20 protein-coding genes are annotated in these 24,278 nt (G+C 43.5%); 14 read left to right on the top strand and 6 right to left on the bottom strand.

Annotated features, from left to right (window positions below; translation table 11 throughout):
• Positions 1–872: 872 nt before the first annotated feature.
• The gene (locus tag GFB48_RS16250; protein ID WP_163938243.1) at positions 873–1,202 is read right to left on the bottom strand and encodes a DUF2956 domain-containing protein; all 330 of its coding nucleotides are present in this window, start codon (positions 1,200–1,202) and stop codon (positions 873–875) included.
• A gap of 204 nt (positions 1,203–1,406) precedes the next feature.
• Between GFB48_RS16250 and GFB48_RS16255 the strand changes: the two genes are divergently transcribed.
• Both GFB48_RS16255 and rsgA read left to right on the top strand, forming a co-directional pair.
• Positions 1,407–2,051, top strand: coding sequence for a DUF1707 domain-containing protein (locus GFB48_RS16255; RefSeq protein ID WP_163938246.1), 645 nt, complete (start codon positions 1,407–1,409; stop codon positions 2,049–2,051).
• Positions 2,044–3,096: a ribosome small subunit-dependent GTPase A gene (gene rsgA / locus GFB48_RS16260; RefSeq protein WP_163938249.1), complete on the top strand. Its 1,053-nt coding sequence runs from the start codon at positions 2,044–2,046 to the stop codon at positions 3,094–3,096. The genes GFB48_RS16255 and rsgA overlap by 8 nt, the downstream gene beginning before the upstream one ends.
• A 74-nt stretch (positions 3,097–3,170) precedes the next feature.
• On the opposite strand, the gene GFB48_RS16265 is transcribed toward rsgA, so the two are convergent.
• The 3 genes from GFB48_RS16265 to tal form a co-directional block, all read right to left on the bottom strand.
• The gene (locus GFB48_RS16265; RefSeq protein ID WP_163938252.1) at positions 3,171–3,353 is read right to left on the bottom strand and encodes a DUF3545 family protein; all 183 of its coding nucleotides are present in this window, start codon (positions 3,351–3,353) and stop codon (positions 3,171–3,173) included.
• A 149-nt stretch (positions 3,354–3,502) separates the two neighbouring features.
• Positions 3,503–5,146 carry a glucose-6-phosphate isomerase gene (pgi, locus tag GFB48_RS16270; RefSeq protein WP_163938255.1) on the bottom strand — a complete coding sequence of 548 codons (1,644 nt, stop codon included), beginning with the start codon at positions 5,144–5,146 and terminating at the stop codon, positions 3,503–3,505.
• A gap of 28 nt (positions 5,147–5,174) precedes the next feature.
• Complete coding sequence (gene tal, locus GFB48_RS16275) at positions 5,175–6,131, bottom strand: transaldolase (RefSeq protein ID WP_163938259.1); 957 nt, start codon at positions 6,129–6,131, stop codon at positions 5,175–5,177.
• Positions 6,132–6,859: 728 nt separating this feature from the next.
• Between tal and GFB48_RS16280 the strand changes: the two genes are divergently transcribed.
• Positions 6,860–8,275 (top strand): sodium:alanine symporter family protein, encoded by a 1,416-nt coding sequence (locus GFB48_RS16280; protein WP_163938262.1) that lies wholly within the window; start codon positions 6,860–6,862, stop codon positions 8,273–8,275.
• Between the two features lie 113 nt (positions 8,276–8,388).
• Positions 8,389–9,165: a peroxide stress protein YaaA gene (gene yaaA, locus GFB48_RS16285; RefSeq protein WP_163938264.1), complete on the top strand. Its 777-nt coding sequence runs from the start codon at positions 8,389–8,391 to the stop codon at positions 9,163–9,165.
• Between the two features lie 84 nt (positions 9,166–9,249).
• Here yaaA and GFB48_RS16290 read toward each other — a convergent pair whose 3' ends face one another.
• Positions 9,250–10,626, bottom strand: coding sequence for a M28 family peptidase (locus tag GFB48_RS16290; protein WP_163938266.1), 1,377 nt, complete (start codon positions 10,624–10,626; stop codon positions 9,250–9,252).
• Positions 10,627–10,748: 122 nt separating this feature from the next.
• The gene (gene rpsT, locus GFB48_RS16295; protein ID WP_163938269.1) at positions 10,749–11,009 is read right to left on the bottom strand and encodes a 30S ribosomal protein S20; all 261 of its coding nucleotides are present in this window, start codon (positions 11,007–11,009) and stop codon (positions 10,749–10,751) included.
• Between the two features lie 246 nt (positions 11,010–11,255).
• On the opposite strand from rpsT, the gene murJ reads away from it, so the two are divergent.
• The 10 genes from murJ to GFB48_RS16345 all read left to right on the top strand — a co-directional run bounded on the left by murJ (position 11,256) and on the right by GFB48_RS16345 (position 24,277).
• The gene (murJ, locus tag GFB48_RS16300; protein WP_163938272.1) at positions 11,256–12,809 is read left to right on the top strand and encodes a murein biosynthesis integral membrane protein MurJ; all 1,554 of its coding nucleotides are present in this window, start codon (positions 11,256–11,258) and stop codon (positions 12,807–12,809) included.
• Between the two features lie 70 nt (positions 12,810–12,879).
• On the top strand, positions 12,880–13,809 hold the full coding sequence (gene ribF / locus GFB48_RS16305; protein ID WP_163938274.1) for a bifunctional riboflavin kinase/FAD synthetase: 930 nt from the start codon (positions 12,880–12,882) through the stop codon (positions 13,807–13,809).
• A gap of 30 nt (positions 13,810–13,839) precedes the next feature.
• Positions 13,840–16,650: an isoleucine--tRNA ligase gene (gene ileS, locus GFB48_RS16310; RefSeq protein ID WP_163938277.1), complete on the top strand. Its 2,811-nt coding sequence runs from the start codon at positions 13,840–13,842 to the stop codon at positions 16,648–16,650.
• Positions 16,651–16,750: 100 nt separating this feature from the next.
• Positions 16,751–17,254 carry a signal peptidase II gene (gene lspA, locus GFB48_RS16315; RefSeq protein WP_163938281.1) on the top strand — a complete coding sequence of 168 codons (504 nt, stop codon included), beginning with the start codon at positions 16,751–16,753 and terminating at the stop codon, positions 17,252–17,254.
• On the top strand, positions 17,254–17,670 hold the full coding sequence (gene fkpB, locus GFB48_RS16320) for an FKBP-type peptidyl-prolyl cis-trans isomerase (protein ID WP_163938284.1): 417 nt from the start codon (positions 17,254–17,256) through the stop codon (positions 17,668–17,670). Before lspA ends, fkpB begins: the two co-directional genes overlap by 1 nt.
• 15 nt (positions 17,671–17,685) lie before the next feature.
• A complete protein-coding gene (gene ispH / locus GFB48_RS16325) occupies positions 17,686–18,615 on the top strand; it encodes a 4-hydroxy-3-methylbut-2-enyl diphosphate reductase (RefSeq protein ID WP_205597751.1) in 930 nt (309 codons plus the stop codon).
• Between the two features lie 187 nt (positions 18,616–18,802).
• Positions 18,803–19,336, top strand: coding sequence for a prepilin-type N-terminal cleavage/methylation domain-containing protein (locus tag GFB48_RS16330; protein ID WP_163938290.1), 534 nt, complete (start codon positions 18,803–18,805; stop codon positions 19,334–19,336).
• 2 nt (positions 19,337–19,338) lie between these two features.
• Positions 19,339–20,298, top strand: coding sequence for a PilW family protein (locus tag GFB48_RS16335; RefSeq protein WP_163938311.1), 960 nt, complete (start codon positions 19,339–19,341; stop codon positions 20,296–20,298).
• Positions 20,295–20,729, top strand: a complete 435-nt coding sequence (locus GFB48_RS16340; protein ID WP_163938294.1) for a hypothetical protein — start codon at positions 20,295–20,297, stop codon at positions 20,727–20,729. Before GFB48_RS16335 ends, GFB48_RS16340 begins: the two co-directional genes overlap by 4 nt.
• Positions 20,729–24,277: a pilus assembly protein gene (locus GFB48_RS16345; protein ID WP_163938296.1), complete on the top strand. Its 3,549-nt coding sequence runs from the start codon at positions 20,729–20,731 to the stop codon at positions 24,275–24,277. Before GFB48_RS16340 ends, GFB48_RS16345 begins: the two co-directional genes overlap by 1 nt.
• The last annotated feature ends 1 nt before the right edge of the window (position 24,278 follow it).

Genomic DNA, 24,278 nt, shown 5'->3' on the forward strand with positions numbered 1-24,278 from the left:
AACCTCCTGATTATATTTTGAAGAATATTTTTGGCTCTGGTTTAGGCTAACCCATGTGCAGGAGGTTAGCACTGTCTAGGGGAGTCATAATGTCTAGGTAACTAGAGATCGCGTTGACTATGTCTGATCAAAAAGTAAAAACGAAATTAACTAAAGCTGAAGAGTTAATATTGTTAATTATTGCAATTGTATTTTCCTATTGGTCATATCACAATATAATCGATGGTTCTGCAAATGGTCGGTATGAAACATATTATTTTGATGATTCTCCAATAATGTTCTTTGTAGTTCTATTTCCTAAATTACTTTTAGCAACACTGTCGATTTATCATATCGTTAAATCTAGGTTTTTTGTGGAATAGTAAAAGTTACCTAACAAGCAAATTAACAGGGACAAAAAACGCTTGGTTTTGTTCACTACGTTCACTATTTTAACCAAGCATTTTTAGCCCATTATTTGGGCGTTATCTTCAAATCATAAAACGTTTATGATCATAAACGCGTTAAGACGCACGCTCATTGATAGCGCACTGCTACTCAATTCACCCCTTCATTCTGCGCTTAATTTGATTGAGGCATTAGTAGGATTGGGCAGGATGCCCAATAAGGCTAGCTTGAGCCATGGATGGCGAATCTAGCCGTCTGCGTAATGGCGATTGAAAATTAAGATGAAGCAGATTGCGGGGGCAGGAGGGGAGTCCAGAGGGGAAAACTGGTTTTCCCTTCTGGGTGCTGTCGGCACCCCGACAAGTCCGTGGATACACTCGAAAAGCTAAGCGCAGCTTAAAACGAGGCCGATATCGGCACCCCGACAAGTTGATGATCAAGGTTAGAACAGCCGACGATTCTTAAAAAGTGGACTAAAACTCAAATCACCCACTAAAAAAATAAAAAACTAGGAAGCCTATCCAACTAACCCCCAACAACCCCCATGCCAATTTTGATGATCCTTGGGAATCTTGAATTTGATCAGATAACCCCCCTTGTTCAATGGCTTGATCATTAGCCTTAGCTTTGGCCCTTTTCTTTAATACCTTACTGGTTTCTCTGGCTTTTTGCTTTTGTTGTTTTTTATAAAGGGCGATGCCTTTTTCAATGCCCTGGGCAATGAGTTTGGTTTGTTCTTTAGTTTGCCCTTGTTTTTGCGTGGCTTTGGCAATTTTTAAGGCTTCTTGTTTGGTTTCTGGAGAGATTTTATCCATGGTTATGGCTACCGGTGCTCTATATTTATGTCTATGGTAATTCACTTTGGCGCCGGTGAAAATAGCTAATATATGGTTATTCTTATCAGGTGAATTCTGCCACTATATTTTTAAGTTATTGAAAATAGTATATATTTATTCTTGGCTCAATATTTGCTTACTAAGTAAACAACGAGTTGAAATCTATTACTTAAGGAAATGATGATGGTTGCAATAAAGGATAGGCCGACGGCGAAAGTCAGACAGGAAGTCATCGACAAGTTAATTGTTAACTATAGCCATGGCGAATTATCTGAAGAAGCGTTTGAAAGGCGCTTAGACCAAGCCACCGCGCTTGAGGATAACGAGCAATTAATGGCATTGGTGCAAGACTTACCGAGGGAAGCCGAACAAAGCTATGCCGAAATGCAGGCCAATATGGATTCCAGTAAAACCACCTTGGCTGAGGATTACACTGAAATTAAAGACATTCTTTCAGATAATAAACACGGCGGCCCGCAAATATTACCAAAACAACTTGGGGTCACTTCGGTGTTGGCCCATACTACTCTCGACTTAAGGGAAGCGGTGTTTGCTCACCCCGAACTGCACATTGAGCTGTTTTGTGCCCTAAGTGAATGTCATATTATTTTGCCTGAAAACGTTAGGGTGGTTTCTAGTGTGCAGGGCCTATTAAGTTCGATTACCAATAAGTCTATCGGCCATGAGTCAGGGCCGGTGATCCGAATTAGTGGTAAGTCTTACCTTTCAACGTTTAGCGCCAAAGTGAAGAAACCGGTAAAACAGCAGTGGCTCGATATGGCCAAACAATTAAAACAAGGCCTATTTGGCAGTGGTAACGATGTCTGAACAAGTACGCCTTTTAGATTTAGGCTGGAAACCATTTTATCAACAACAGTTAAGCCTAGATGAATATACCGATTATGATTGCGTCCGAGTGATCGAACAACACAAAGGCCGAGTAACGGTGCAGGGTGAAGTGGGTATTTTTAGTATTGAACTTAAAATCCATTTTGAACCCGTGTGTGTCGGTGATTGGGTGCTAATTGATGCTCATCAGCAGCTTTATAGGGTGCTGGATAGGCAGTCGCTGTTTAGTCGCAAAGCACCTGGCAGCAAAATAGCCGAGCAGTTAATCGCCGCCAACATTGATACTGCCTTTATTGTGTGTTCATTAAATGATGATTTTAATCTAAATCGGATCGAGCGCTATTTAGTGCTGGTTAAAGATGCGGAAGTGGAACCGGTGGTGATCCTTACCAAGGCTGACTTGTGTTCTGAAGCTCAGGTAGATGATTATCTAGAACAGGTACAACAGTTGGATCCATTTATGATGGTGCATGCGATTAACACCTTAGATAATGATGACGTGGAAGTGCTCTATGATTACTGTTCGGTAGGGCGTACCTTGGTTTTTTTGGGTTCATCAGGGGTAGGTAAATCCACCTTGGTTAATTCATTATTGGGCAGTACTGAACAGAAGACCGCTGCTATCCGAGAAGGTGATTCAAAAGGAAGGCACACCACCACTGCGAGGGCGTTGAAGTTAATTAGCGCCGGTGGTTTGTTAATGGATACCCCAGGCATGCGTGAGCTGCAGCTGGCGGATACTGAGCAAGGTGTAAAAGATACCTTTAGCGACATTACCGAGCTAAGTTACCGATGCCGTTTCGGAGATTGTCGTCACCAAAACGAACCGGGCTGCGCGGTGATAGCGGCCATCGTCAAGGGTAGCTTAGAGCAACGACGACTCATAAGTTATCAAAAACTAATTAAAGAACAAGAGCTTAATAGTTCGACCATTGCTGAAAAGCGTGCCAGAGATAAAGCCTTCGGCAAGATGATCGGGGTCAGCCAACAGGCTTCACGCCGTTTTAAGCACAATAGGGATTAGCCTATGCTTTTGCCTAAAAGCTAACAACATACTAAAACAACAAAGGCTTGCCCTGTGGCAAGCCTTCTAAATTTTTAGTAGTTCACAGCCTCGAGGTCAAAGCTGTCTTCCATATCAAAATCTGATAGTTCTTTCATCAAGCGCTGTCTTTCCTTGAGAGCCTCGATTTCACGCCATTTACGTTTTTTGGCAGCACGTCCCCTTGTTGGCTTTTCAATAACTTCGTTAACTGCAGTCCCATAGTCTAATCTGTCCATGGTTGGCTCCTTTGCTTCTAGTTATTCTTCACCTTTTTTTTATCATAGCCTTGAGCACATATGCAACAACAATGTGTATATTTCGTAAAAAAAGTGTAAAAAAATAGACGGTGGTTACCGTCTATTTTTTTAACTTATTGATTTGTATTTTAAATATGTTTTTGGCGAAAAAGTTCGACCAATGCATTACTTGAACTGTCTAAATTCGCCTTTGGTTTTTCGCTCACGAGGCGATCTAAAATTTCATTACCAAGGCTCTTACCCAGTTCCACGCCCCACTGATCAAATGAATTAATGTCCCAAATGACCCCTTGCACAAAAGTTTTATGCTCATATAGGGCAATGAGGCTACCTAGGGTGGCAGGAGTCAGCTTATCCATAAGGATGGTGTTGCTTGGCTTGTTGCCCGGCATGACTTTGTGTTTGGCAATGAGCTCAGCTTTAGCTTGGCTTAAGCCTTTACCTTCAAGTTCGGCGAGCGCTTCTTCAAAGGTACGGCCTTGCATTAACGCCTGCGACTGACCAAAACAGTTAGAGGCTAACTGGGCATGGTGCTCGCCAAGTGGGTTGTGGCTGTTTAGCGGCATAATAAAGTCCGCCGGAATCACACCGGTACCTTGATGTAATAACTGATGGTATGCGTGTTGACCATTCGAGCCTTCACCGCCCCAAATCACGGGGCCAGTTGAGTAATCGACTTGCTCGCCATCTAAGGTGGTCGATTTACCGTTTGATTCCATATCCAGTTGTTGTACATAGGCTGGGAAACCACGTAGGTAGTGATCGTAGCTCAGTAGTACATGGGATTGGCTGCCAAAGAAGTTGGTGTACCAAATGCCCAGCATTGCCATAATGGCTGGCATGTTTTGCTCAAGCGGCGCCGTTTGGAAATGCTCATCCATGGCTTTGGCACCGGCTAGTAATGCCTTAAAGTTGTCAAAGCCAATCAGTAGGGCAATCGGTAAACCAATGGCTGACCATAGCGAGTAACGACCGCCAACCCAATCCCACATGGTAAATAGGTTTTGCTCGTCAATGCCAAACTCGGTGGCCGCTTTAATGTTAGTGGTTACCCCAACAAAGTGTTTGGCTACATCGGCTTGAGTGCCACCTTGAGCCAAGAACCAGTCTTTAGCACTTAGGGTGTTAGACAGAGTCTCTTGGGTACCAAATGACTTAGACGACATAATAAAGAGCGTCGTTTCAGCATCAACCTTCTTCAGTTTTTCGCAAATCGAAGTCGCGTCCACGTTAGCCACAAAGTGACAGGTTAGGCCTTTATGCCAGTATGGGCGTAGTGCCTCAGACATAATTTTAGGGCCTAGGAACGAACCACCAATACCGATTGCGACGATATCGGTGATAGCTTTGCCAGTGTAACCCAACCAGTTACCACAGCGAACCTTGTCAACAAAGGCTTGCATTTGTGCTTGAGTGGCAGCCACTTCGCTAACGATGTTGCTGCCATCTACCTGCACTTGCTCGTCATGGTTGGCGCGTAGGGCGCTATGGCAAACGGCACGTTCTTCGGTGGTGTTAATTTTTTCACCAGAGAACATCGCGTTAATCTTACTAGAGAGATTGCACTCTTTAGCCAGATTAAACAGCAGCTCTAGGGTTTGTTCGCTGGCACGGTTTTTCGAGTAATCTAATAACAGGTCACAGCTTTTTAGTGACATCTTATGGAAACGATCAGCGTCTGCGGCAAACAAATCACGCATATGAGTGCTGGCGATTTGCCCTTGATGAGCTTGCAGTGCTTGCCAGCTGGCAAGTTGGGTTAATTTAGGCATCCTTTATTCCTTACGACAATGTGCTTGATTACTTGGCAAGCTCTTCGCTAAGCATCACTTCGAGTTTGCCTTGGTCTACGGCAAAGTTACGGATGCCTTCAGCCAGTTTTTCAACAGCCATGGCATCTTCGTTAAACTGCCAACGGAACTCTTGCTCAGTCAGGGCTGTAGGTGCTGGCTTAACATCAGTGGCAGCAACAAGCTTTTGTTCAACCAGCGCATTTGATTTTTGTAATTCTTCAAGTAGTGATGGGCCAATGGTCAGGCGGTCACAACCTGCTAGTTCAACGATTTCCCCCGTGTTACGGAAGCTGGCACCCATTACTACGGTGTTGTAGCCGTGCTCTTTGTAATAGTTGTAAATGTCGGTTACTGAGATCACGCCTGGATCTGCGGCACCGACGTAGTCTTCGCCAGTTGATTTTTTGTACCAGTCAAGAATACGACCAACAAATGGCGAAATTAGGTATACGCCAGCTTCTGCACAAGCGCGTGCTTGGGCAAAGCTAAACAGTAGCGTTAAATTACAGTTAATGCCTTCTTGCTCTAAAATTTCAGCCGCTTTAATGCCTTCCCAAGTCGACGCCAGTTTAATTAAGATACGGCTCTTATCGATGCCTGCATCACTGTACATTTTGATGAGTTTGCGCGCTTTAGCGATTGAGGCTTCAGTGTCAAATGATAACCGAGCGTCTACTTCAGTAGAGATGCGCCCTGGTACTAATTTTAGAATTTCTAGACCAATATTGACCGCGAGCTTGTCACCAGCATCATCAAGTAGAGCTTGACCGCTATTACCTTGGGCTTTAGCCCAGTTCACGGCATCAGTAATGAGCGGCTGATACTCAGGAATTTGTGCGGCTTTTAGGATGAGTGATGGGTTGGTGGTGGCATCTTCAGGTTGAAACTGCTTGATGGCTTCAATATCACCGGTATCGGCAACAATTGTGGTGAACTGTTTTAATTGGCTTAAGCTGTCAGTCATGACGATTTCCTTAACTAGAAGATACTGGTTTGCTCAGGTTTTGTAATTACCCATAGTTAGCATTTTAGCTAATTTTTATAAAATAAGGGCCTGTTGACCTTTGTTGTTCGTTTTTGCAGCAGCTGTTGGCCCTTTATATTTTGGAATAGCGACTGAACCGTGGTTATTCCACACCAAGGAGCCCTTGCGCAGTGCCATGGCTGACAACGCTGTCCATGAGGGTGCCTTTAAAGGTCAACCTATCTACATTACTCTCATTTTACATAAAATAATCATGGTTCAATTCGAGAGCCTTGCTACCTTGGCTTTTACAACGCCCATAAAGTAAACACGAAAGGTGCACAGGTCTTAAGCATAACTGAAAACTAATTACGAAAATAGTAACTATTAACTAAAAATCTTGGATTATTTTATAATAATTAGCATTTATTTTGGGTAAACAGATCTGTAAATAACGAGTTTTGTATTCTTGTTTTCAATATATGAAATTTTGAATTTTAGTTACTTATGAAAGCTGGTGATTTGAGATAGAGCAAACGGGTTGTAAAGGTTGTTGGTGGTTTGTTGGGTCATTGTTCGGTTGCTGTGCGTTTTAAGTTGCCCTGGTCTAAAGTTTTCGGATATTTATTACCCTATGAGCGATGGAATTTGCTTAAGTTGCTATCATTACTGTTTTTATATTAGTCAGACTGGGGCGATGCCTCAAGTAAACTGTAGTAAGGGTAATTATGTTTGAATCAGCCATTGGTTTTCTAAATCAAATTTTATGGGGGCATTTATTAGTCTACGTATTAGTGGGCGCTGGTTTATTTTTTACCTTAAAAACAGGATTTATTCAGTTACGTCATTTTAGTCACGGTGTTGCCGTACTCAAAAACAGCCAAGTCTCCAATCATGGCTTATCATCATTCCAGGTGTTTTGTACTTCCATGGCTGCTCGTGTCGGTACTGGTAATATGGCCGGTGTTGCTATGGCTGTTGTTGCTGGTGGGCCCGGCGCCGTATTTTGGATGTGGGTGATTGCGATTCTGGGGATGGCAACATCTATGATTGAATCGACTTTAGCGCAAATATATAAAGAACAAGATACTGAAGGTCAATTTCGTGGTGGCCCCGCCCATTATATGACTGAGGGCTTGGGTCAGAAATGGATGGGAGTACTCTTTTCAATACTGCTTATTATTGCTTTTGGTTTAGTCTTTAATGCAGTGCAGGCTAATACCATTGCCAGTGCATTGAACTCCGCTTATGGTTATGACCAAACTACAGTAGGGATCATCTTGGTAATTGCTAGCGGCATAGTGATTGCCGGAGGCTTGCAGTTGGTGGCGAGGGTAACCACCTACTTAGTGCCCATCATGGCGTTATCATATATCTCAGTGGCCTTGATCGTTATCTTTTTAAATATAGAGCAATTACCTGAGGTATTAGCGCTGGTAGTAAATAGTGCGTTTGGTTGGCAGGAGGCTGCCGCAGGTGGCTTAGGTTATACCGTAAGTCAGGCTATGCAGAGTGGCATTGCCCGTGGTTTATTTTCAAATGAAGCAGGTATGGGGAGTGCCGCTAATGTTGCTGCCAGTGCCCACGCCAACCCTAACCATCCAGCATCTCAGGGGTTTGTACAGATGATAGGTGTATTTGTCGATACTATAGTGATTTGTAGTGCGACTGCAGGGATCATATTACTAGGTGGTGGTTTAGAAAATCCGGATAACTTGAGCGGCATAGCATTAACAGGCCAAGCTCTTTCTGGGCAATTAGGTGACTGGAGTTATACCTTTTTATCTATTTGTATTTTGTTATTTTGTTTTACATCAATTATTGCAAATTACTCCTACGCTGAATCTAACATACTGTTTCTAAGTAATAATAATACTAAGGCTTTATTGCCTTATCGCGTGGCTGTGTTGGTTATGGTTATGTTTGGTAGCGTGGCCGCGGTACCATTGGTATGGAGTTTAGCTGATGTCTCTATGGGGTTGATGGCTCTGGTCAATATTGTGGCAATTGTGCTGCTTTCAAATTTGGCATTTAAGGTGATTAATGATTACACCAGTCAACTAAAACAGGGCAAAGAACCCAAATTTGACCCGAAACAGTTCCCGCAGTTAAAGGGACATATTGATAAAAGTGCGTGGAAATAATGCACCTTTAAAAACGTTAAAGGCCAATGATTTATCATTGGCCTTTTTGATCGCGGATCCTTTAGGGTAAGATGGGTACATACTGCCATTAGTAAAACGAATATGAGATCACTATGTTAACCCTTATTTCACCTGCTAAGACCTTAGATTTTGAAGTTACACAGGTCACTAAGCATACCCAGCCACGTTTTATTGAGCAATCTACTGCACTGATTGAAGTGGCGCGCACTCTGACGCCAGCGGATGTTGCCAGTTTAATGAAGGTAAGTGATAAGATCGCTGGCTTGAATGTGGCGCGGTTCAGCGAGTGGTCACCAGAGTTTAGTTTTGATAATGCTAAACAAGCAGTATTAGCGTTTAAAGGTGACGTATATACGGGCTTAGACGCTGAAACTTTAGATGATGCCAGCCTAGACTATGCTCAACAGCATTTGCGTATTTTATCAGGCTTATACGGAGTGCTACGTCCGTTGGATTTAATGCAACCCTATCGTCTGGAGATGGGCACTAAATTGGCCAACCCTAAGGGGGCTAATTTGTATCAATTTTGGGGAGATACCCCCACCAATAGTTTAAACACTGAGTTGGCTGAGCAAAATAGTCAAGTGCTGGTGAATTTAGCCTCTAACGAGTACTTTAAAGTTATCAACAAAAAGTTACTTGAAGCCACCATCATTACGCCGCACTTTAAAGACGAGAAAAACGGCCAGTACAAGATCATTAGTTTCTATGCTAAAAAAGCCCGCGGCCTGATGGCCCGTTATATGATAGAAAATCGCATTGATGACGCGGAGCAGTTAAAGGCATTTGATACTGCTGGCTATTACTACTGTAAAGAACAATCGACGGCTACTGATTGGGTATTTTTGCGTGATGAGCAGTCGCAATAGTGACTTGATTTAGCTTCAATTGTTCTTATCAAAACGGCAGCCTTATGGCTGCCGTTTTGTTTATTATTCTGAGTTCAGGAGACCTTATTTTAAGCTTACTGTTGGCGCGTCTACGTTTGCCATAAAGTTAGCGAAGGTGGTCCATACTGCAACATTCTGAGCAAAGTCATCTTGGTTAATTTTATCGAAGGTATCATCCGGAGTGTGGTGATAGTCAAAGTAGTCCGTGCCATTTTGGCTAAGTGAGGCCACTTGCACGCCTTCTTTAGGCATAATCGACACGTCTGGGCCGCCTCGGGCTTTATTGTGACCCTTGCCAACACCAAGTGGTTTAAGCATATCAAACAGTGGTGCAATGGCTTCTAGGTTATCATCATGCACACGGGTTTGCAGCTGCCAAATTTTACCGGCGCCAAAGTCAGATTCGGCGGCAATAAAGTGATTGACTAGCTCGTCTTTGTGGGCTTTTATGTATTGCTTAGCACCAATTAGACCAATCTCTTCGGCTGCGAATAACACCACCCGAACAGTACGTTGTGGTTTTTGCTCGAGGCCACCAATTAAATGACCCGCAGCGCTGACAATACCCACGCCTGCACCATCGTCTAGGGCACCCGTACCTTCATCCCAAGAATCAAGATGGGCGCCGATGAGTACGATTTCATCAGCTTTAGTCGTACCAGTAACTTCGGCAATGACATTGTATGAGGTGGCATAACCTAAATTATGGGCTTCAAAGTTAAGATCAACTTCTACCTTTGGATTACGCGCTAACATGCTATTGAGCAATTGTGCATCAGGGGATGACATCGCTGCCGCTGGGATCTTAGCTACATCATCTTGGTAACGCATCACCCCCGTATGCGCAAAGCGATGGGTTGAGGTGCCCACAGAGCGAATAACGATGGCTTTGGCTCCTTTTTTAGAGGCCTCTACTGCTCCAATTGAGCGACCAGGAACACTCTTACCATAGCCATTACCCGAAATATGACGTTCGGTTTTAGCATCAATAAAGACAATCTTGCCGGCAACCATGGCGGCATCAGCATTCCTTAGAGCCTCGATATCATCAAAGCGTATAATTTCCCCCTGAATGCCCTCAAAAGGGGTGCCAATTGAACCACCTAGGGCGGTGATCACTAGGTTTTGGCTATAAGGTGATATGGTTTTGGCGCGAGCAGCACCGCGTTTCCAAACGGGAACTTCAACAGGCTCTTTATACACTTTGTCAAAGTTTAGGGTTTGTAGCTTGGCCATAGCCCAATCAACTGCTTCGATGTCTTTGTCACTGCCAGGTAAACGGGGACCCACTTCAGTGGTTAATGACTCAACCAGATCTATACCGGTTCTATCCGTCAGAGCGGTTTGTTGTAATTGTGAGAGCTGTTTGGGTTCTGGAGCTTCAGAGCAGCCCACTAAGCCGACCAAAAGAGTGGCTAATACTAATGGAGAAGAGCGCATGTTTATCCTTAATGCATATTATTATTCTGGATAAACTTATCAAAGTCTGTAGGTTAGGTAAATTTTAGATATTAAAAAACCGGCAAAAGAGCCGGTTTTTTAACAAATACTTTAATATAAAATTAAAGTGCTTTGATTTGCGCGTTTAAGCGTTGCTTATGACGAGCTGCCTTGTTCTTGTGGATAAGGCCTTTAGTAGCCATACGGTCAAGAATAGGTTGTGCTTGAGCAAATGCTTCAGTAGCAGCAGCTTTGTCACCAGCTTCGATTGCAGCGATAACTTTTTTTACGTAAGTACGCGTCATAGAGCGACGGCTTGCGTTGTGTTGACGACGCTTCTCTGATTGTAGAGCGCGTTTTTTTGCAGACTTGATGTTAGCCAAGGTGCAACTCCTAAAAACTATGTATTAAACTTGTGGTCGCGGAGTGTGCCTGTTTTGCGTTGAAAAGTCAACGACTACGTGCAAATTCCACCCAGTTCATCCATCACCAGAGACACAGGTTTGGCGTTTATAGGCCGAACTGGTTTAAGATGTGGCGGCAATTCTAACAATAAATAGAAATAAGTGATAGCTTGGAAGTTATTTTTTAGGCATAGATCATTTGAATTTTTAAAGGGAAACAGGTTTTTGAGTAAAAAATTGTTGCGTTCTGGCTTTATTGTCAGCTTTATGACGCTAATTTCAAGGGTATTGGGTTTAGTTCGCGATGTGGTTATAGCGAACCTTATGGGGGCTGGCAGCAGTGCCGATGTCTTCATCTTAGCCAATAAAATTCCTAACTTCTTAAGAAGATTATTTGCCGAAGGGGCTTTTTCCCAAGCGTTTGTGCCAGTATTGGCCGAATACCAAGAAACCAAGCCAGATGAAACCCAGCAATTAATTGCCAAAGTCTCTGGCACCCTAGGGGTGATCATGACCCTGGTGACGTTAATCGGTGTGCTGTTATCGCCGGTCATTATTGCGCTGTTTGCCAGCGGTTGGTTTTTAGACTGGCATCAAGGTGGTGCTAATGGGGATAAATACCTATTAGCCAGCGACTTATTAAAGCTAACCTTTCCTTATATTTTCTTTATTACCCTGACCGCTTTTTCTGGTGCGGTGCTTAATACCATGGGCAAGTACTCGGTAGCAGCGTTTACCCCGGTATTGTTAAATGTGGCAATTATTAGCGCGGCGGTATTATTAGCGCCTAATTTAGCCGAGCCTGCCTATGGTTTAGCCATTGGTGTCTTTTTTGGTGGCTTAGTGCAATTGTTGTTTCAATTGCCTTTCTTATATCGTGCTGGCGCTTTGGTTAAACCCAGTTGGGGTTGGTCGCACCCTGGAGTGAAAAAGATTCGTACGTTAATGATACCGGCATTATTTGGAGTGTCGGTTTCGCAAATCAATTTATTGCTCGACACCATTATTGCCAGTTTCTTAATCTCCGGCTCGATCAGTTGGCTGTACTACTCGGACCGTCTTCTGGAATTCCCGCTGGGCTTATTTGGCATTGCGATTGCTACGGTAATTCTGCCGGTATTATCGCGCCAACATGCCAGCGCTGATCCTGGCCAATTTAAGCAAACCATGGCCTGGGGAATACGCTGTGTGGCCATGCTAGGGCTGCCAGCGATGATGGGGCTGATCATGTTAGCCGGCCCTATGTTAATGGTCTTGTTTATGCGTGGCGCCTTTACTCTTGATGATGTAAACATGGCCAGTGTTAGCTTAATGGCTTATGGCGCAGGTTTATTAAACTTCATGATGATTAAAGTGTTAGCACCGGGTTTCTACGCAAGACAAGACACCAAGACACCAGTAAAAATTGGTGTCATCGCCATGGCCAGTAACATGGTGTTTAACTTAATTTTGGTGTTCCCGTTTGGCTATGTAGGTCTGGCATTGGCCACTTCAGCATCGGCCTTTTTAAATATGGTATTACTGTACCGTGGTTTATCTAAAGCGAATATCTACCGATTTGATAGCACCACAGTGTGGTTTATTGTTAAGGCGGCGCTGTCGGCAGTATTAATGGCTGGGGTAATTTATCACCTTAATCCTAGTATTGATACTTGGCAGCAATTCAGTTTTGGAGTGCGGGTCGCAGAGTTGGCTAAGCTGATTGCTATCGGCGCCCTAAGTTACCTAATCAGCATGTTTATTTTAGGTGTGAGACCTAGACAGCTTAAAACTCAATAAGAAGTGCAGATTTTCCTAATCAGCTGGGTTATAATGCGCCGTTTTTAATCAGCAACTTTATTCGCAGTAAATGGAACTCATTCGGGGTATACATAATATTCGTGCGCGCCATTTTGGTTGTGTGCTTAGTATCGGCAACTTTGATGGTGTCCATCAGGGGCATGCTGCGGTACTCGCTCAACTAAAAAAAGTCTCAAAAAATATGGGACTAGCGGCAACGGTAATGACCTTTGAACCTCAACCTAAAGAATGGTTTGCTAAGTCCGCAGCCCCAGCTCGCTTAACAAGCTTGAGAGAGAAAATTCCTTTATTAGCGGAGTTAGGCATGGAACGAACCTTATGCGTTCGTTTTAATAAAAAGTTTGCTGAAATGACCGCTGAAGATTTTGTAGAACAATTATTAGTTAAACAACTCGGGGTTAAGTACCTAGTTGTGGGTGATGATTTTTGTTTTGGTAAAGGCCGTGAGGGGAGTTTTGATACTCTTAAGAGGGCAGGAATAAAACATGGCTTTGAAGTCGTAGATACCAATAGTTTCAAGGTGTCTGAAGATAGAGTCAGTTCAACCCTTATCCGTCAGGCGTTAGCCCAAGGAAATCTAGTAAAGGCGCAACAGTTATTAGGTCACCCATATAGATTGTATGGCCGAGTGAGTCATGGCGAGAAGATTGGCCGCACCTTGGGATTTCCCACTGCAAACATTCATCTTAAAAGAGATATTCCGCCTCTGTTAGGCATCGTCGCAGTGAAAGTCAGTATTGAAGCTGGCCCATGGTTAAATGGTGTAGCCAATATTGGAACAAGGCCTACGGTTGCTGGTCAACAAATTTTATTAGAAGCACATATATTTGATTTTAATGATAACCTTTACGGTAAACGCATATGCGTAGAAATTGTTAAAAAAATCAGAGATGAACAACCTTTTGGCTCGTTGAACGAGCTAAAAATACAAATTACGAAAGATGCTAAGGCTGCTAGGGCTTACCTAGAAGCGCTATAGTTGCAATCATCAAGCATGGTATTAGGAAAGATGACCGATTATAAATCAACGTTGAATCTGCCAGAAACTGAGTTCCCAATGCGTGGTAATCTCGCGAACCGCGAGCCTGCTACTTTAAAGCGTTGGGATGAGCAAAAGCTTTATCAAGCGATCCGTGAAGCACGTCAGGGCCGTGCCCCTTTCATTCTTCATGATGGTCCTCCGTATGCGAACGGCAATATTCACATCGGTCACTCTGTGAATAAAATCTTAAAAGACATCATCATTAAGTCTAAAACCCTAAGCGGTTTTGACTCGCCTTATATTCCTGGTTGGGACTGTCATGGTCTACCAATCGAGCTTAAGGTTGAGCAAAAAGTGGGTAAGCCTGGACAAAAGGTTAGCGCGGCTGAGTTCCGTCAAAAGTGTCGTGAATACGCGGCTAAGCAAGTTGATGGTCAGCGCGAAGACTTTATCCGTCTTGGTGTTTTAGGTGATTGGCAAAACCCATACCTAACCATGGCGTTTGATACCGAAGCAAACATCGTTCGTACCTTAGCCAAGATTGTTGACAACAACCATTTACATCAAGGTGTTAAGCCTGTTCACTGGTGTACTGACTGTGGTTCAGCCTTAGCCGAAGCAGAAGTTGAGTACGAAGATAAGACATCTCCTGCGATTGATGTTGCCTTTATTGCTGCGGATCAAGATGCGGTACTCGCTAAGTTTGCTACCACTGCTGGCGAAGGCGATGTGGCTATGGTTATTTGGACCACCACGCCTTGGACCCTGCCTGCGAACCGTGCATTATCATTGCACGCTAAGCTTGAATACTCACTGGTACAAGTTAATGGTAAGCGTCTAATTGTTGCCACCGATCTGCTAGCCGATTGTGTAGCCCGTTTTGGCGCAGAAGAGCACCAAGTACTCGGCACTGCAGTAGGCCAAGACCTAGAACTGATGCAATTTAACCACCCGTTCTATGATTTTAGCGTACCGGTTATTCTTGGTGATCACGTCACCACTGAATCAGGTACGGGTGTGGTACATACTGCCCCTGGTCACGGTCAAGATGACTTCGTGGTCGGTCAAAAGTACGGCATTGAAGTGGCTAACCCAGTAAACGATAACGGTGTTTACAAAGCGGACACGCCATTATTTGCAGGCCAACACGTCTTTAAAGCCAACAAGTCTGTGCTTGAAGTGTTGGAGCAAAAAGGTGCGCTAGTGAGCCATGAAAACTACCGTCACTCTTATCCACATTGTTGGCGCCATAAGACCCCAATTATTTTCCGTGCCACTCCACAGTGGTTTATTTCTATGGATCAAGCGGGTCTACGCAGCCAAGCACTGTCTGAAATTAAAGAAACCGAGTGGTTACCAGCATGGGGTGAAGGTCGTATTCACAACATGGTAGAGAACCGTCCTGATTGGTGTGTATCTCGTCAACGTACTTGGGGGGTGCCAATTCCTCTGTTTGTACACGTTGAAACGCAAGAGCTGCACCCGAACTCAGTAGAGTTAATGGAAGCGGTAGCCAAATTAATTGAAAAAGACGGCATCCAAGCATGGTGGGATGTAGACGCGAAAGAATTACTTGGCGATGAGGCAGATAGCTACCGCAAGATCACCGATACCCTAGATGTATGGTTTGATTCAGGTTCAACTTTCTCATCAGTGGTTGCCGCTCGTCCTGAGTTTAATGGTGCAGCAGCTGACCTTTACTTAGAAGGCTCGGATCAACACCGTGGTTGGTTTATGTCATCACTGATGATGTCTACGGCAATGACTGGTAAGGCACCTTATAAGCAAGTGCTTACTCACGGCTTTACCGTTGATGGCAAAGGCAAGAAGATGTCTAAGTCTCTAGGTAACGTGATTTCTCCACAGGATGTCGTAAACAAGCTTGGTGCTGATATTCTACGTCTGTGGGTCGCAAGTACTGACTACACCGCAGAGATGACCGTATCGGATGAGATCTTAAAGCGTGGTGCTGACTCTTACCGTCGTATCCGAAACACTTCGCGTTTCTTACTGGCGAACCTAAACGGTTTTAACCCAGCAACCGATATGGTAGCAACCGAAGATATGGTGGCACTGGATCGTTGGGCAGTCCGTCGTGCCGCGAGCATCCAACAAGAAATTGTTGCCGCTTACGAGCAATACAACTTCCACGGTGTCACCCAAAAGCTAATGCAATTCTGTTCGGTTGAACTTGGTAGCTTCTACCTAGATATTATTAAAGACCGTCAGTACACCGCTAAATCTGACAGCCATGCTCGTCGTTCTTGTCAGTCGGCGTTGTACCAAATTGCGCAAGCGCTAGTACGTTGGATTGCACCAATTACTAGTTTCACCGCAGATGAGATTTGGGATGCATTACCAGGTGACAAAGACCAGTTCGTGTTTACTCAAGAATGGTATGATGGTTTTGGCACCCTAGAAACTCAAGATGACGTATCAGATGAGCGCTGGGATGAACTCGTTGCCATTCGTTCTGAAGTGAATAAAGCTATTGAAGTTGCCCGTAACGAAAAACGCGTTAAAGGTAGCTTACAAGCTAACCTGACGTTATTCGTCACCGATGAGCTACGCCAGAAGCTAGATTTCCTTGGCGATGAGTTACGTTTTGTGATGTTAACTTCTAAGGTAACCTTGAAATCAATCGATGAAGCCCCATCTGAATTAGAAGCAACCGATGTTGTGGGTCTTAAAGTGCTGATTGATGTAGCGACAGCGGCTAAGTGTGAGCGTTGTTGGCATCACCGTGAAGATGTAGGCAGTCACAGCGAGCACCCTGAACTGTGTGGTCGTTGTGTGACCAACGTTGAAGGTGAGGGCGAGACTCGCCAGTTCGCATAAGCCATTTGCAAGCCCACATTAATTGTGGGCTTTTGCTAGGGACTGCTGAACCTATAATGATTCAGCCCCATATAAAAAGAATAATAAAGGAGTAGTAACGGTGAATACCGATTCTTGGAAGAGCAGCGGCCTAACTTGGCTATGGGTAAGTGCGTTAGTGATCATTAGCGATCAGATCACTAAATTATGGGTGCTAAATAGTTTTGCACTGTACGAATTTAAAGAAATTCTACCCGTATTTAACTTAACCTATGTTCGTAACTACGGTGCGGCATTTAGTTTTTTAAGTGATGCTGGTGGCTGGCAAAAGTACTTCTTTTCTATTATTGCGGTAGGGGTGAGTTTACTTCTGTGTTACTGGTTGCGTAAACAACATAAAAGCCAATGGCATCTAAACTTGTCCTACACCCTAGTGATTGGTGGTGCGATTGGTAATTTAATTGACCGTTTAGAGCATGGCTTTGTGGTTGATTTTCTAGATTTTCATTGGGGTGTACATCACTTCCCGGCATTCAATGTGGCGGATATGGCCATTTGTGCGGGAGCGGGCTTATTAATTCTTGATGCCTTTTTACACCCTGAGTCTAAGCAGGATAAAAAATAATGACGACTTCATTTCTAGCTCACATGACCATTACCTTAGAAGATGGTTCAGTAGCAGACAGCACCAAAGCCAATGGTCAGCCAGCTAAGCTTACCATTGGTGATGATTCCCTAAGCCCAGCATTTGAAGCTTGTTTAGGTGACAACATTGCAGCGGGGCAAACCCATGAGTTTACCTTAGCCCCTAAAGATGCATTTGGTGACAAAAATCCAGACAACTTGCATTATATTGATCGAACCAAGTTTGCCAATGATAGTGATCTTGAAGTGGGCGCAATTATTGCGTTTGATGGCCCGGCTGGTGAAATTCCAGGGATCATCCGTGAAGTGGCTGGTGATTCGGTAACGGTTGATTTTAACCATCCGTTGGCGGGTCACGCAGTAACATTTGAAATTGAAGTGCTAGAGGTACTGTAAATGCAACAGGGCAATATGGAAATTCTACTTGCTAATCCACGAGGCTTCTGTGCCGGTGTTGATCGTGCCATTAGTATTGTATCGCGCGCATTAGAGCTTTTCGAGCCACCAATTTATGTTCGTCATGAAGTCGTTCATAACCGTTATGTGGTTGAGAATCTTAAACAACGTGGTGCGGTTTTTGTTGAAGAGCTGCATCAGGTGCCAGACGACTCTATTGTGATCTTTAGTGCTCATGGGGTTTCACAAGCGGTGCGTGCCGAGGCTAAACGTCGCGACCTTAAGGTTTTTGATGCGACTTGTCCGTTAGTTACTAAGGTACATTTACAGGTTGCTCGCGCTAGCCGGAAAGGCCACGAATGTGTGTTGATCGGTCACGCGGGTCACCCTGAAGTAGAAGGTACTATGGGCCAATATAGCTCAGATACCGGCGCGATTTACTTAGTAGAATCTCCAGAAGATGTATTAAAGCTTGAGCCTAAAGACCCTGAAAACCTATGCTTTGTCACGCAAACTACGTTATCGGTTGACGATACTAAAGTTGTGATTGAAGCGCTACAGGCTAAGTTCCCACACATTGAAGGTCCGCGTAAAGATGACATTTGTTACGCTACCCAAAATCGTCAAGATGCCGTACGAGATATTTCTAAAGATGTTGAGCTATTAATTGTTGTAGGTTCAAAAAATAGCTCTAACTCAAATCGTCTGAGTGAACTGGCTAAGAAATCGGGTGTGGACTCATACTTGGTTGATAACGCAGATGATATTCAAGATGAGTGGTTCGAAGGTATTACCAAAGTTGGCGTAACAGCAGGTGCGAGCGCTCCAGAAGTGCTTGTGCAACAAGTTATTGCCGCGGTCAAAGAACACTGCGATGCTGTTGTGAGTGAGGTTGAAGGCCGTGAAGAAAACACTGTCTTCGAAGTGCCTGCCGAACTGAGATAATCGCAAACTCCTTTCAAAAACCGCTGTCATGGCGGTTTTTTTATATTATTTATTTCACGTTAATTCATTAAGTTAGCTCTATTGAGAGAGGTTCACCAGCGAACTAATATAACCAGTAATCAAGCTTTGAACTATAGTTAGGTAAAGGATGCTTTCACTATGCCATGAGTTTACTCAAGGGGGAATAATGAAAGGGCAGTCATCTGGTTACACCTTAATAGAAGTTTTAATTACTTTGGTCATTATGGCTGTGGGTCTTTTAGGGATTTTAACACTGCATAGCCATGTTAAGGTCGCGACCATAGAAAATAGCCAATATCAATCAGCGCATATTCTTGCACGCGACTTGTTAACGCGTATACAAATTAATCCAGAAGCAAGTTATGTTGGCACTTATTCTAGCGTGCCAACCGCTCCCTTGCTGAAATGTCAACAAGCCATGACTTTGCCAAGCTGCACCCCTGAACAATTAAAACAATGGCAACTTTATTACTGGTTAAGGCAATTGTTTGGCTATCATTCCCTTGCTAATAATATACCCGCCCCCCTTTTAAGGCAGCCTGTAGTGTGCGTCACTATGGATGCTTCGTTAGCGATAGTCGTTATTACTTGGCAAAGTATGGAGTCTGGCCTAGATACGGCAGCCAATGATGTGATTGCCAACGGCTGTGGTAGCGCAAGCGATAAACGAAAGTTTATCAAACTAACAGGTGTGGTTTAGTCATGACTAAGCATGCTGGTTTTTCCCTGGTTGAATTATTAATTGCATCAACAATAGGCTTGGTGTTAACCACTGGGTTGTATCAATTGCTCAGCATTTCGCAGCAAAATAGTGCCGACTCTAGTCATCATGCTCAGATCCAAGAATCGGCTAATGATGCACTTAATATGTTGATTAAAGACATTGCCCAAGTTGGCTTTATGGCGGACTTAAGCCAATTATCACTTTTGCTTGGTGACAATGTTGAAGTACAAACCAATGCTGATCCTGATTGTGTTGGTGGTGGGGAAAATAATGCGACATTTCCATCAAGCAGCAACACTCATTTTCGCACCCTCTGGGCGATGGTATGGAGCAGTAGTAGTCGCCTTGATTGTGCGGGCTTAAGCCCTAAAGTAGGCTCAGAAGTGATACAGATAAAGCGCTTGCAGGGCCCGGACACATCTATAGCAAATTTGCAGGCAAACCAGTTTTATTTTGTCTCAAATATAAACAAAGGAATTTTCTTTAACTCTAGTGAAACTATCCCTACTTTGTTAGGAGGAAAGTATTGGCGTTACCTTCACCGATTTTATTACATCGAAACCGAAAGTCGTGATGGTGTCTCACTACCGGTGTTAAAGGTGCGGGAGTTAGGCTCTGTTGGCATGGTTGAAGCAAGTTATGTCGATGGCATTGAGCAAATTGCTTTTAGCTTTGGTATTGATTCGAACAACGATGGCAATGTCGATGGATACCTTGCCACTTCCGGCATGAGCAGTTTGCAATGGGATTCTCAGAGGATCTTAGCGGTAACCATTTACGTCGTGGCTCGAGCTCTAGAAAAAGATGAAGCGCTTAAGTTTAATAAAAGTTTCAAAGTATCTGAACTACCAGTAACGGGTTATTCTGATGGTTATCGTCGTTTTCTGGCAAGCACTACCATTAAAATAGAAAATCCAATTTTAAGGGGTGATCTATGAAAGGTTCTATTTTGTTGATTTCATTGATTTTACTCTTAATTATGACGGTAGTGGTTACGAGTTTAGCTGTCCGAGTTCAATATTCAACAGCGATGACTATGGGGTCAATTTCATATACAGAATCATTGGTTAAAGTCAATACAGCTCAGTTAAGTTATCTGCGAGAGCAAGCCAGCAAGCATGGTCAAAGTAGCTTAGTGACTACTGGGTTAAATGTCGTCAGCTTTAGCTATTATGATAGCGAACATCAGTTAGGCTTTTTAGGGGAAAGTGCCTGCAAAAGAACGAATGCTGCTTCGGCAACACAAACCTTCAGTTGTCGACATTTGCAATTAGTCAGTGGTACTAATTTTGGTAAAAGTGAACTTGGACGATTAGATATTAGTTCGGTCGTGGAGCAGCCAGTGCTTAATTTATCCGGAGGTAACTAATGAAGCGAGTTTGGATAATCTTTGCGCTAGTGGTTCTCAGTACGGTGGCAGATGACACTCAGCTTTATGTATTTGAATCATCCCAGCGTACAGGAATAAAACCAAAAGTGTTAATTATTTTAGATAACTCGGGTTCCATGAATACCTTAGAAAGTACCCCAGTACCTTACGACCCAAGTATTATGTATGAAGCGGTTGGCAGCCAAAATGCCCTTCAACAAAGGATGCTTTATTTCACCAAAGGAACAGTAGATGGGGCGAGTTTGCCAGTGCCTGATAGTCCGAGCGAGAGTCGCCGCTTTTTGGCTGAGATTAATGGCTGTGCAGCATCATGGCAAGCACTAGAGAAATATGGTTTTTTCACCGGCTTCTTTCGAGAATATAGCTTTAAAGGACAAAGTGGTTCTTGGAAAGAGGTACCTGATAATAGCGGAGCCAATATTGAAATTATCGATTGCTACGAAGATATCCAGCAAGAAGATTGGCGCAATGCTGACAACCTTATGTCGGGCTTTGCTGTTGATGGTGTGGGAACCAAAAAAAATCCACAGTATTATTCCAATGTTGATTCCTCTAGTACATCTGAGCAACTTGCTTTAGCGAAAGAGGCCGCTTTAAATACCCAATTTGGCGTAGGAACGCCTATTACACTTTATACTGATAATTATTTGCGTTGGTATTATGGTGATTTAGAGCAAGTTCATAAAACCCGTTTAGATATCGCTAAAGAAGTCATGACAAATTATGTTATTCCCTCCCCAGGAGTGGATATGGGGATGGCGTTATTCAATTTTAATGGTCCCGAAGGTGAGCGTAATGGCGGTCGGATTATCCAACATATTGATCCATTTAATGCGAATGCAAAACAACAGCTAATTAGTAAGCTGCAAGATGTTAACGCAGAGACTTGGACACCATTGGCTGAAAGTTTATATGAAGCTTACCGGTATTTTGCTGGGGCGACTGTGCTCTTCGGTGACGATGATTCAAGCTATTCCAATACCTACAGGGTCACGGATGAGAGCTATTTAGCTATGGATCCTAGTTGCGTCAGTGGTGGCCAATATAACTCACCTTTTGCTAAGTGCATTGATAATGCTTATGTGGTGATTATTACTGATGGTGCGCCGACCTATGATAAGTCAGCAGATAATTTTATCCTTGGTTTACAAGGTACCAGCAGTAATGATCAGTATCAGGACAGCTATTTGCCAGCTTTAGCCTATCAACTCCATAATTTCGATGTAAACCCTAACCTTGATGGCAAGCAAACTATTACCACTTTTACTATTGGCTTCGGTGAGGATGCCCAAGATGCTGCTCCAGTCTTGACTGCAGCGGCTAATCGAGGTGGCGGGAAGTACTTTTCAGCTAGCAATGCGACGGGGTTGCAATTAGCTTTACAGAATATTTTAAGTAAAATTTTAGAGGTAAATGCCTCATTTACGTCACCATCGATAGCGAGTAATAACTTTGATAGAACACAAACATTGAGTTCAATCTATTATGGTATGTTTTTACCTGATAAGGGGCCAAGGTGGCAGGGTAATTTAAAAAAACTGATTATTACCGCTAATGGTGATGTGATTGATAATTATGGTAAAAATGCTATCAATGAGAAGGGAAATATTAGCTCTGATGCGTGTACGGTATGGACCAGTGCGAGTGACTGTCAAGCTTCGAGTTCAGGTGGCGATGGCAACAACGTCAATAACGGTGGCGCACAGGCTAGCTTAACCAAGCAGCTAAAAAGGACCTTATATGGGAACTTTGGTAGTAATAATAGCTTAAGCAGTTTCAATTTAATTAATGCACAAGCCCGAGCTGGTGGTAGCCTTGAGCTCGCATCCTATATGGGAGTACAAGAATCTGATCTTGTTAATATTTTTGATTGGATTAGCGGTGCAGATATCACAGATGACGATGCAGATGGTGATCTCGCAGAAAATAGAAAGGATATTATTGGTGACCCTCTGCATTCTAAACCTCTAGCCATAACCTATGGTCAGGCTGATGGTTCAGTGGATGTGCGTATTCTTATGGGGACAAACCATGGTTGGTTGCACATGTTCAAAGATGAAGGTGCAAGTATCAGTGAAAGTTGGGCTTTTATGCCATATGAGCTTTTAACTAATATAAATAGTTTGTACCAAAACAATCCAACAGGTGTCCATTCGGTGTATGGCATAGACTCTTCGCCAGTCGCATATATTAATGATGTCAATCGAAATGGTGTTATTGAACCTGGTGATAAAGTTTGGATTTTTGTTGGCATGCGCAGGGGAGGCAGCAGTTATTATGCTTTTGATGTCACCACTCCAGATTCACCATCCCTATTGTGGCAAATAACGCCAGCGACAAGTGGCTATTCTGAAATGGGGCAAACCTGGTCAGAACCAAGAGTAACTTTAGTGCCTGGTTGGCCTGAAGGTAATACAAATTTAGCTAATGCAAAGCCGGTATTGGTAGTAGGTGCTGGTTATCAACCCGCCACAAAAGACCTAGCAGGATTAACGGTGGCAGATAGCAAAGGTAGAGGGGCTTTTATAATTGATGCTGAAACAGGTACTTTAGTTTTCAGTATTGGAGCCAGTGATAGCGGCGCGGACCTTACCCACCAACAGATGCAATATTCCATTCCTAATAGTCCAGCTCTACTCGACAGTGATGGCGATGGTCTGAGCGATAGAATATACCTAACTGATAGTGGTGGCCAGTTGTGGCGAGTCGATCTCCCAAGTGGTACCTCAAAAAGTGGCGAGGCTCCTTGGACTGTTTTTAAGTTTGCGAACATCAAAGGCAGTGATATAGCAGATGATAGACGATTTTATGCTGAGCCTGTAGTTGCACAAACTATTATCAATAGCGCTCATAAAGTTCAATCTACGGATCAGCTTGGGAATACCGTTGAACAGATACATTATACCAATCGTCCCTATGATGCGATTGCTATCGGCTCAGGGATCAGGCCCCAGCCAAATGATATTCAACGACAAGATAAACTGTTCTTGTTTAGAGATATGAAAGTGGCGACTCAAAGTTTTACTGAGTCAAATCCAGCGCCGCAAACAATTGAAGTTTCGGATTTATATGATGTTACAGCAGATCCATTTGCACAACAATTATCACAGCAACAACAGTCCGAGTTGGAATTATTATTTGGGGAGAAAAAGGGCTGGTACTATGATTTACCCGCTAAAGGTGAGAAATCTTTAGCTGCGGCGTCGATTTTGGGTGGAAAGGTCTATTTCTCTTCTTACACGCCAGGGGATTTACAGACCTCAAATCAGTGCCTGATTGCAGGTCAGGGTAAGTTGTATGTGTTCGATTTACACAGAGGTTTTAACACTTTTGCCAATGGTTTTTATGATTTAGGGGAAAGAGTACCTGATACCCCACAGATGGTCGTTCCAGCCAGTCAAAGTGGAGCGGTATTTCTAGTTGGTGTGGGTTCAGGTGAGCTGCAAAGTAATGGTCAATATACAGGTACAATAAAAACTCAAGTGACGATGCAAGCGAATCGAATTTATTATCATATTAATGAGTAAA

Source organism: Paraferrimonas sp. SM1919 (assembly GCF_010993985.1).
Lineage (GTDB): Bacteria > Pseudomonadota > Gammaproteobacteria > Enterobacterales > Shewanellaceae > SM1919.

Bases quoted from the DNA above. Each gene is read 5' to 3' on its own strand.
- yaaA (WP_163938264.1), top strand. From the start codon at position 8,389: ATGTTAACCCTTATTTCACCTGCTAAGACCTTAGATTTTGAAGTTACA.
- GFB48_RS16290 (WP_163938266.1), bottom strand. From the start codon at position 10,626: ATGCGCTCTTCTCCATTAGTATTAGCCACTCTTTTGGTCGGCTTAGTG.
- pgi (WP_163938255.1), bottom strand. From the start codon at position 5,146: ATGCCTAAATTAACCCAACTTGCCAGCTGGCAAGCACTGCAAGCTCAT.
- GFB48_RS16265 (WP_163938252.1), bottom strand. From the start codon at position 3,353: ATGGACAGATTAGACTATGGGACTGCAGTTAACGAAGTTATTGAAAAG.
- GFB48_RS16345 (WP_163938296.1), top strand. From the start codon at position 20,729: ATGAAGCGAGTTTGGATAATCTTTGCGCTAGTGGTTCTCAGTACGGTG.
- ispH (WP_205597751.1), top strand. From the start codon at position 17,686: ATGGAAATTCTACTTGCTAATCCACGAGGCTTCTGTGCCGGTGTTGAT.
- GFB48_RS16340 (WP_163938294.1), top strand. From the start codon at position 20,295: ATGAAAGGTTCTATTTTGTTGATTTCATTGATTTTACTCTTAATTATG.
- ribF (WP_163938274.1), top strand. From the start codon at position 12,880: ATGGAACTCATTCGGGGTATACATAATATTCGTGCGCGCCATTTTGGT.
- rsgA (WP_163938249.1), top strand. From the start codon at position 2,044: ATGTCTGAACAAGTACGCCTTTTAGATTTAGGCTGGAAACCATTTTAT.
- GFB48_RS16255 (WP_163938246.1), top strand. From the start codon at position 1,407: ATGGTTGCAATAAAGGATAGGCCGACGGCGAAAGTCAGACAGGAAGTC.
- tal (WP_163938259.1), bottom strand. From the start codon at position 6,131: ATGACTGACAGCTTAAGCCAATTAAAACAGTTCACCACAATTGTTGCC.
- ileS (WP_163938277.1), top strand. From the start codon at position 13,840: ATGACCGATTATAAATCAACGTTGAATCTGCCAGAAACTGAGTTCCCA.
- GFB48_RS16335 (WP_163938311.1), top strand. From the start codon at position 19,339: ATGACTAAGCATGCTGGTTTTTCCCTGGTTGAATTATTAATTGCATCA.
- GFB48_RS16280 (WP_163938262.1), top strand. From the start codon at position 6,860: ATGTTTGAATCAGCCATTGGTTTTCTAAATCAAATTTTATGGGGGCAT.
- GFB48_RS16330 (WP_163938290.1), top strand. From the start codon at position 18,803: ATGAAAGGGCAGTCATCTGGTTACACCTTAATAGAAGTTTTAATTACT.
- fkpB (WP_163938284.1), top strand. From the start codon at position 17,254: ATGACGACTTCATTTCTAGCTCACATGACCATTACCTTAGAAGATGGT.
- GFB48_RS16250 (WP_163938243.1), bottom strand. From the start codon at position 1,202: ATGGATAAAATCTCTCCAGAAACCAAACAAGAAGCCTTAAAAATTGCC.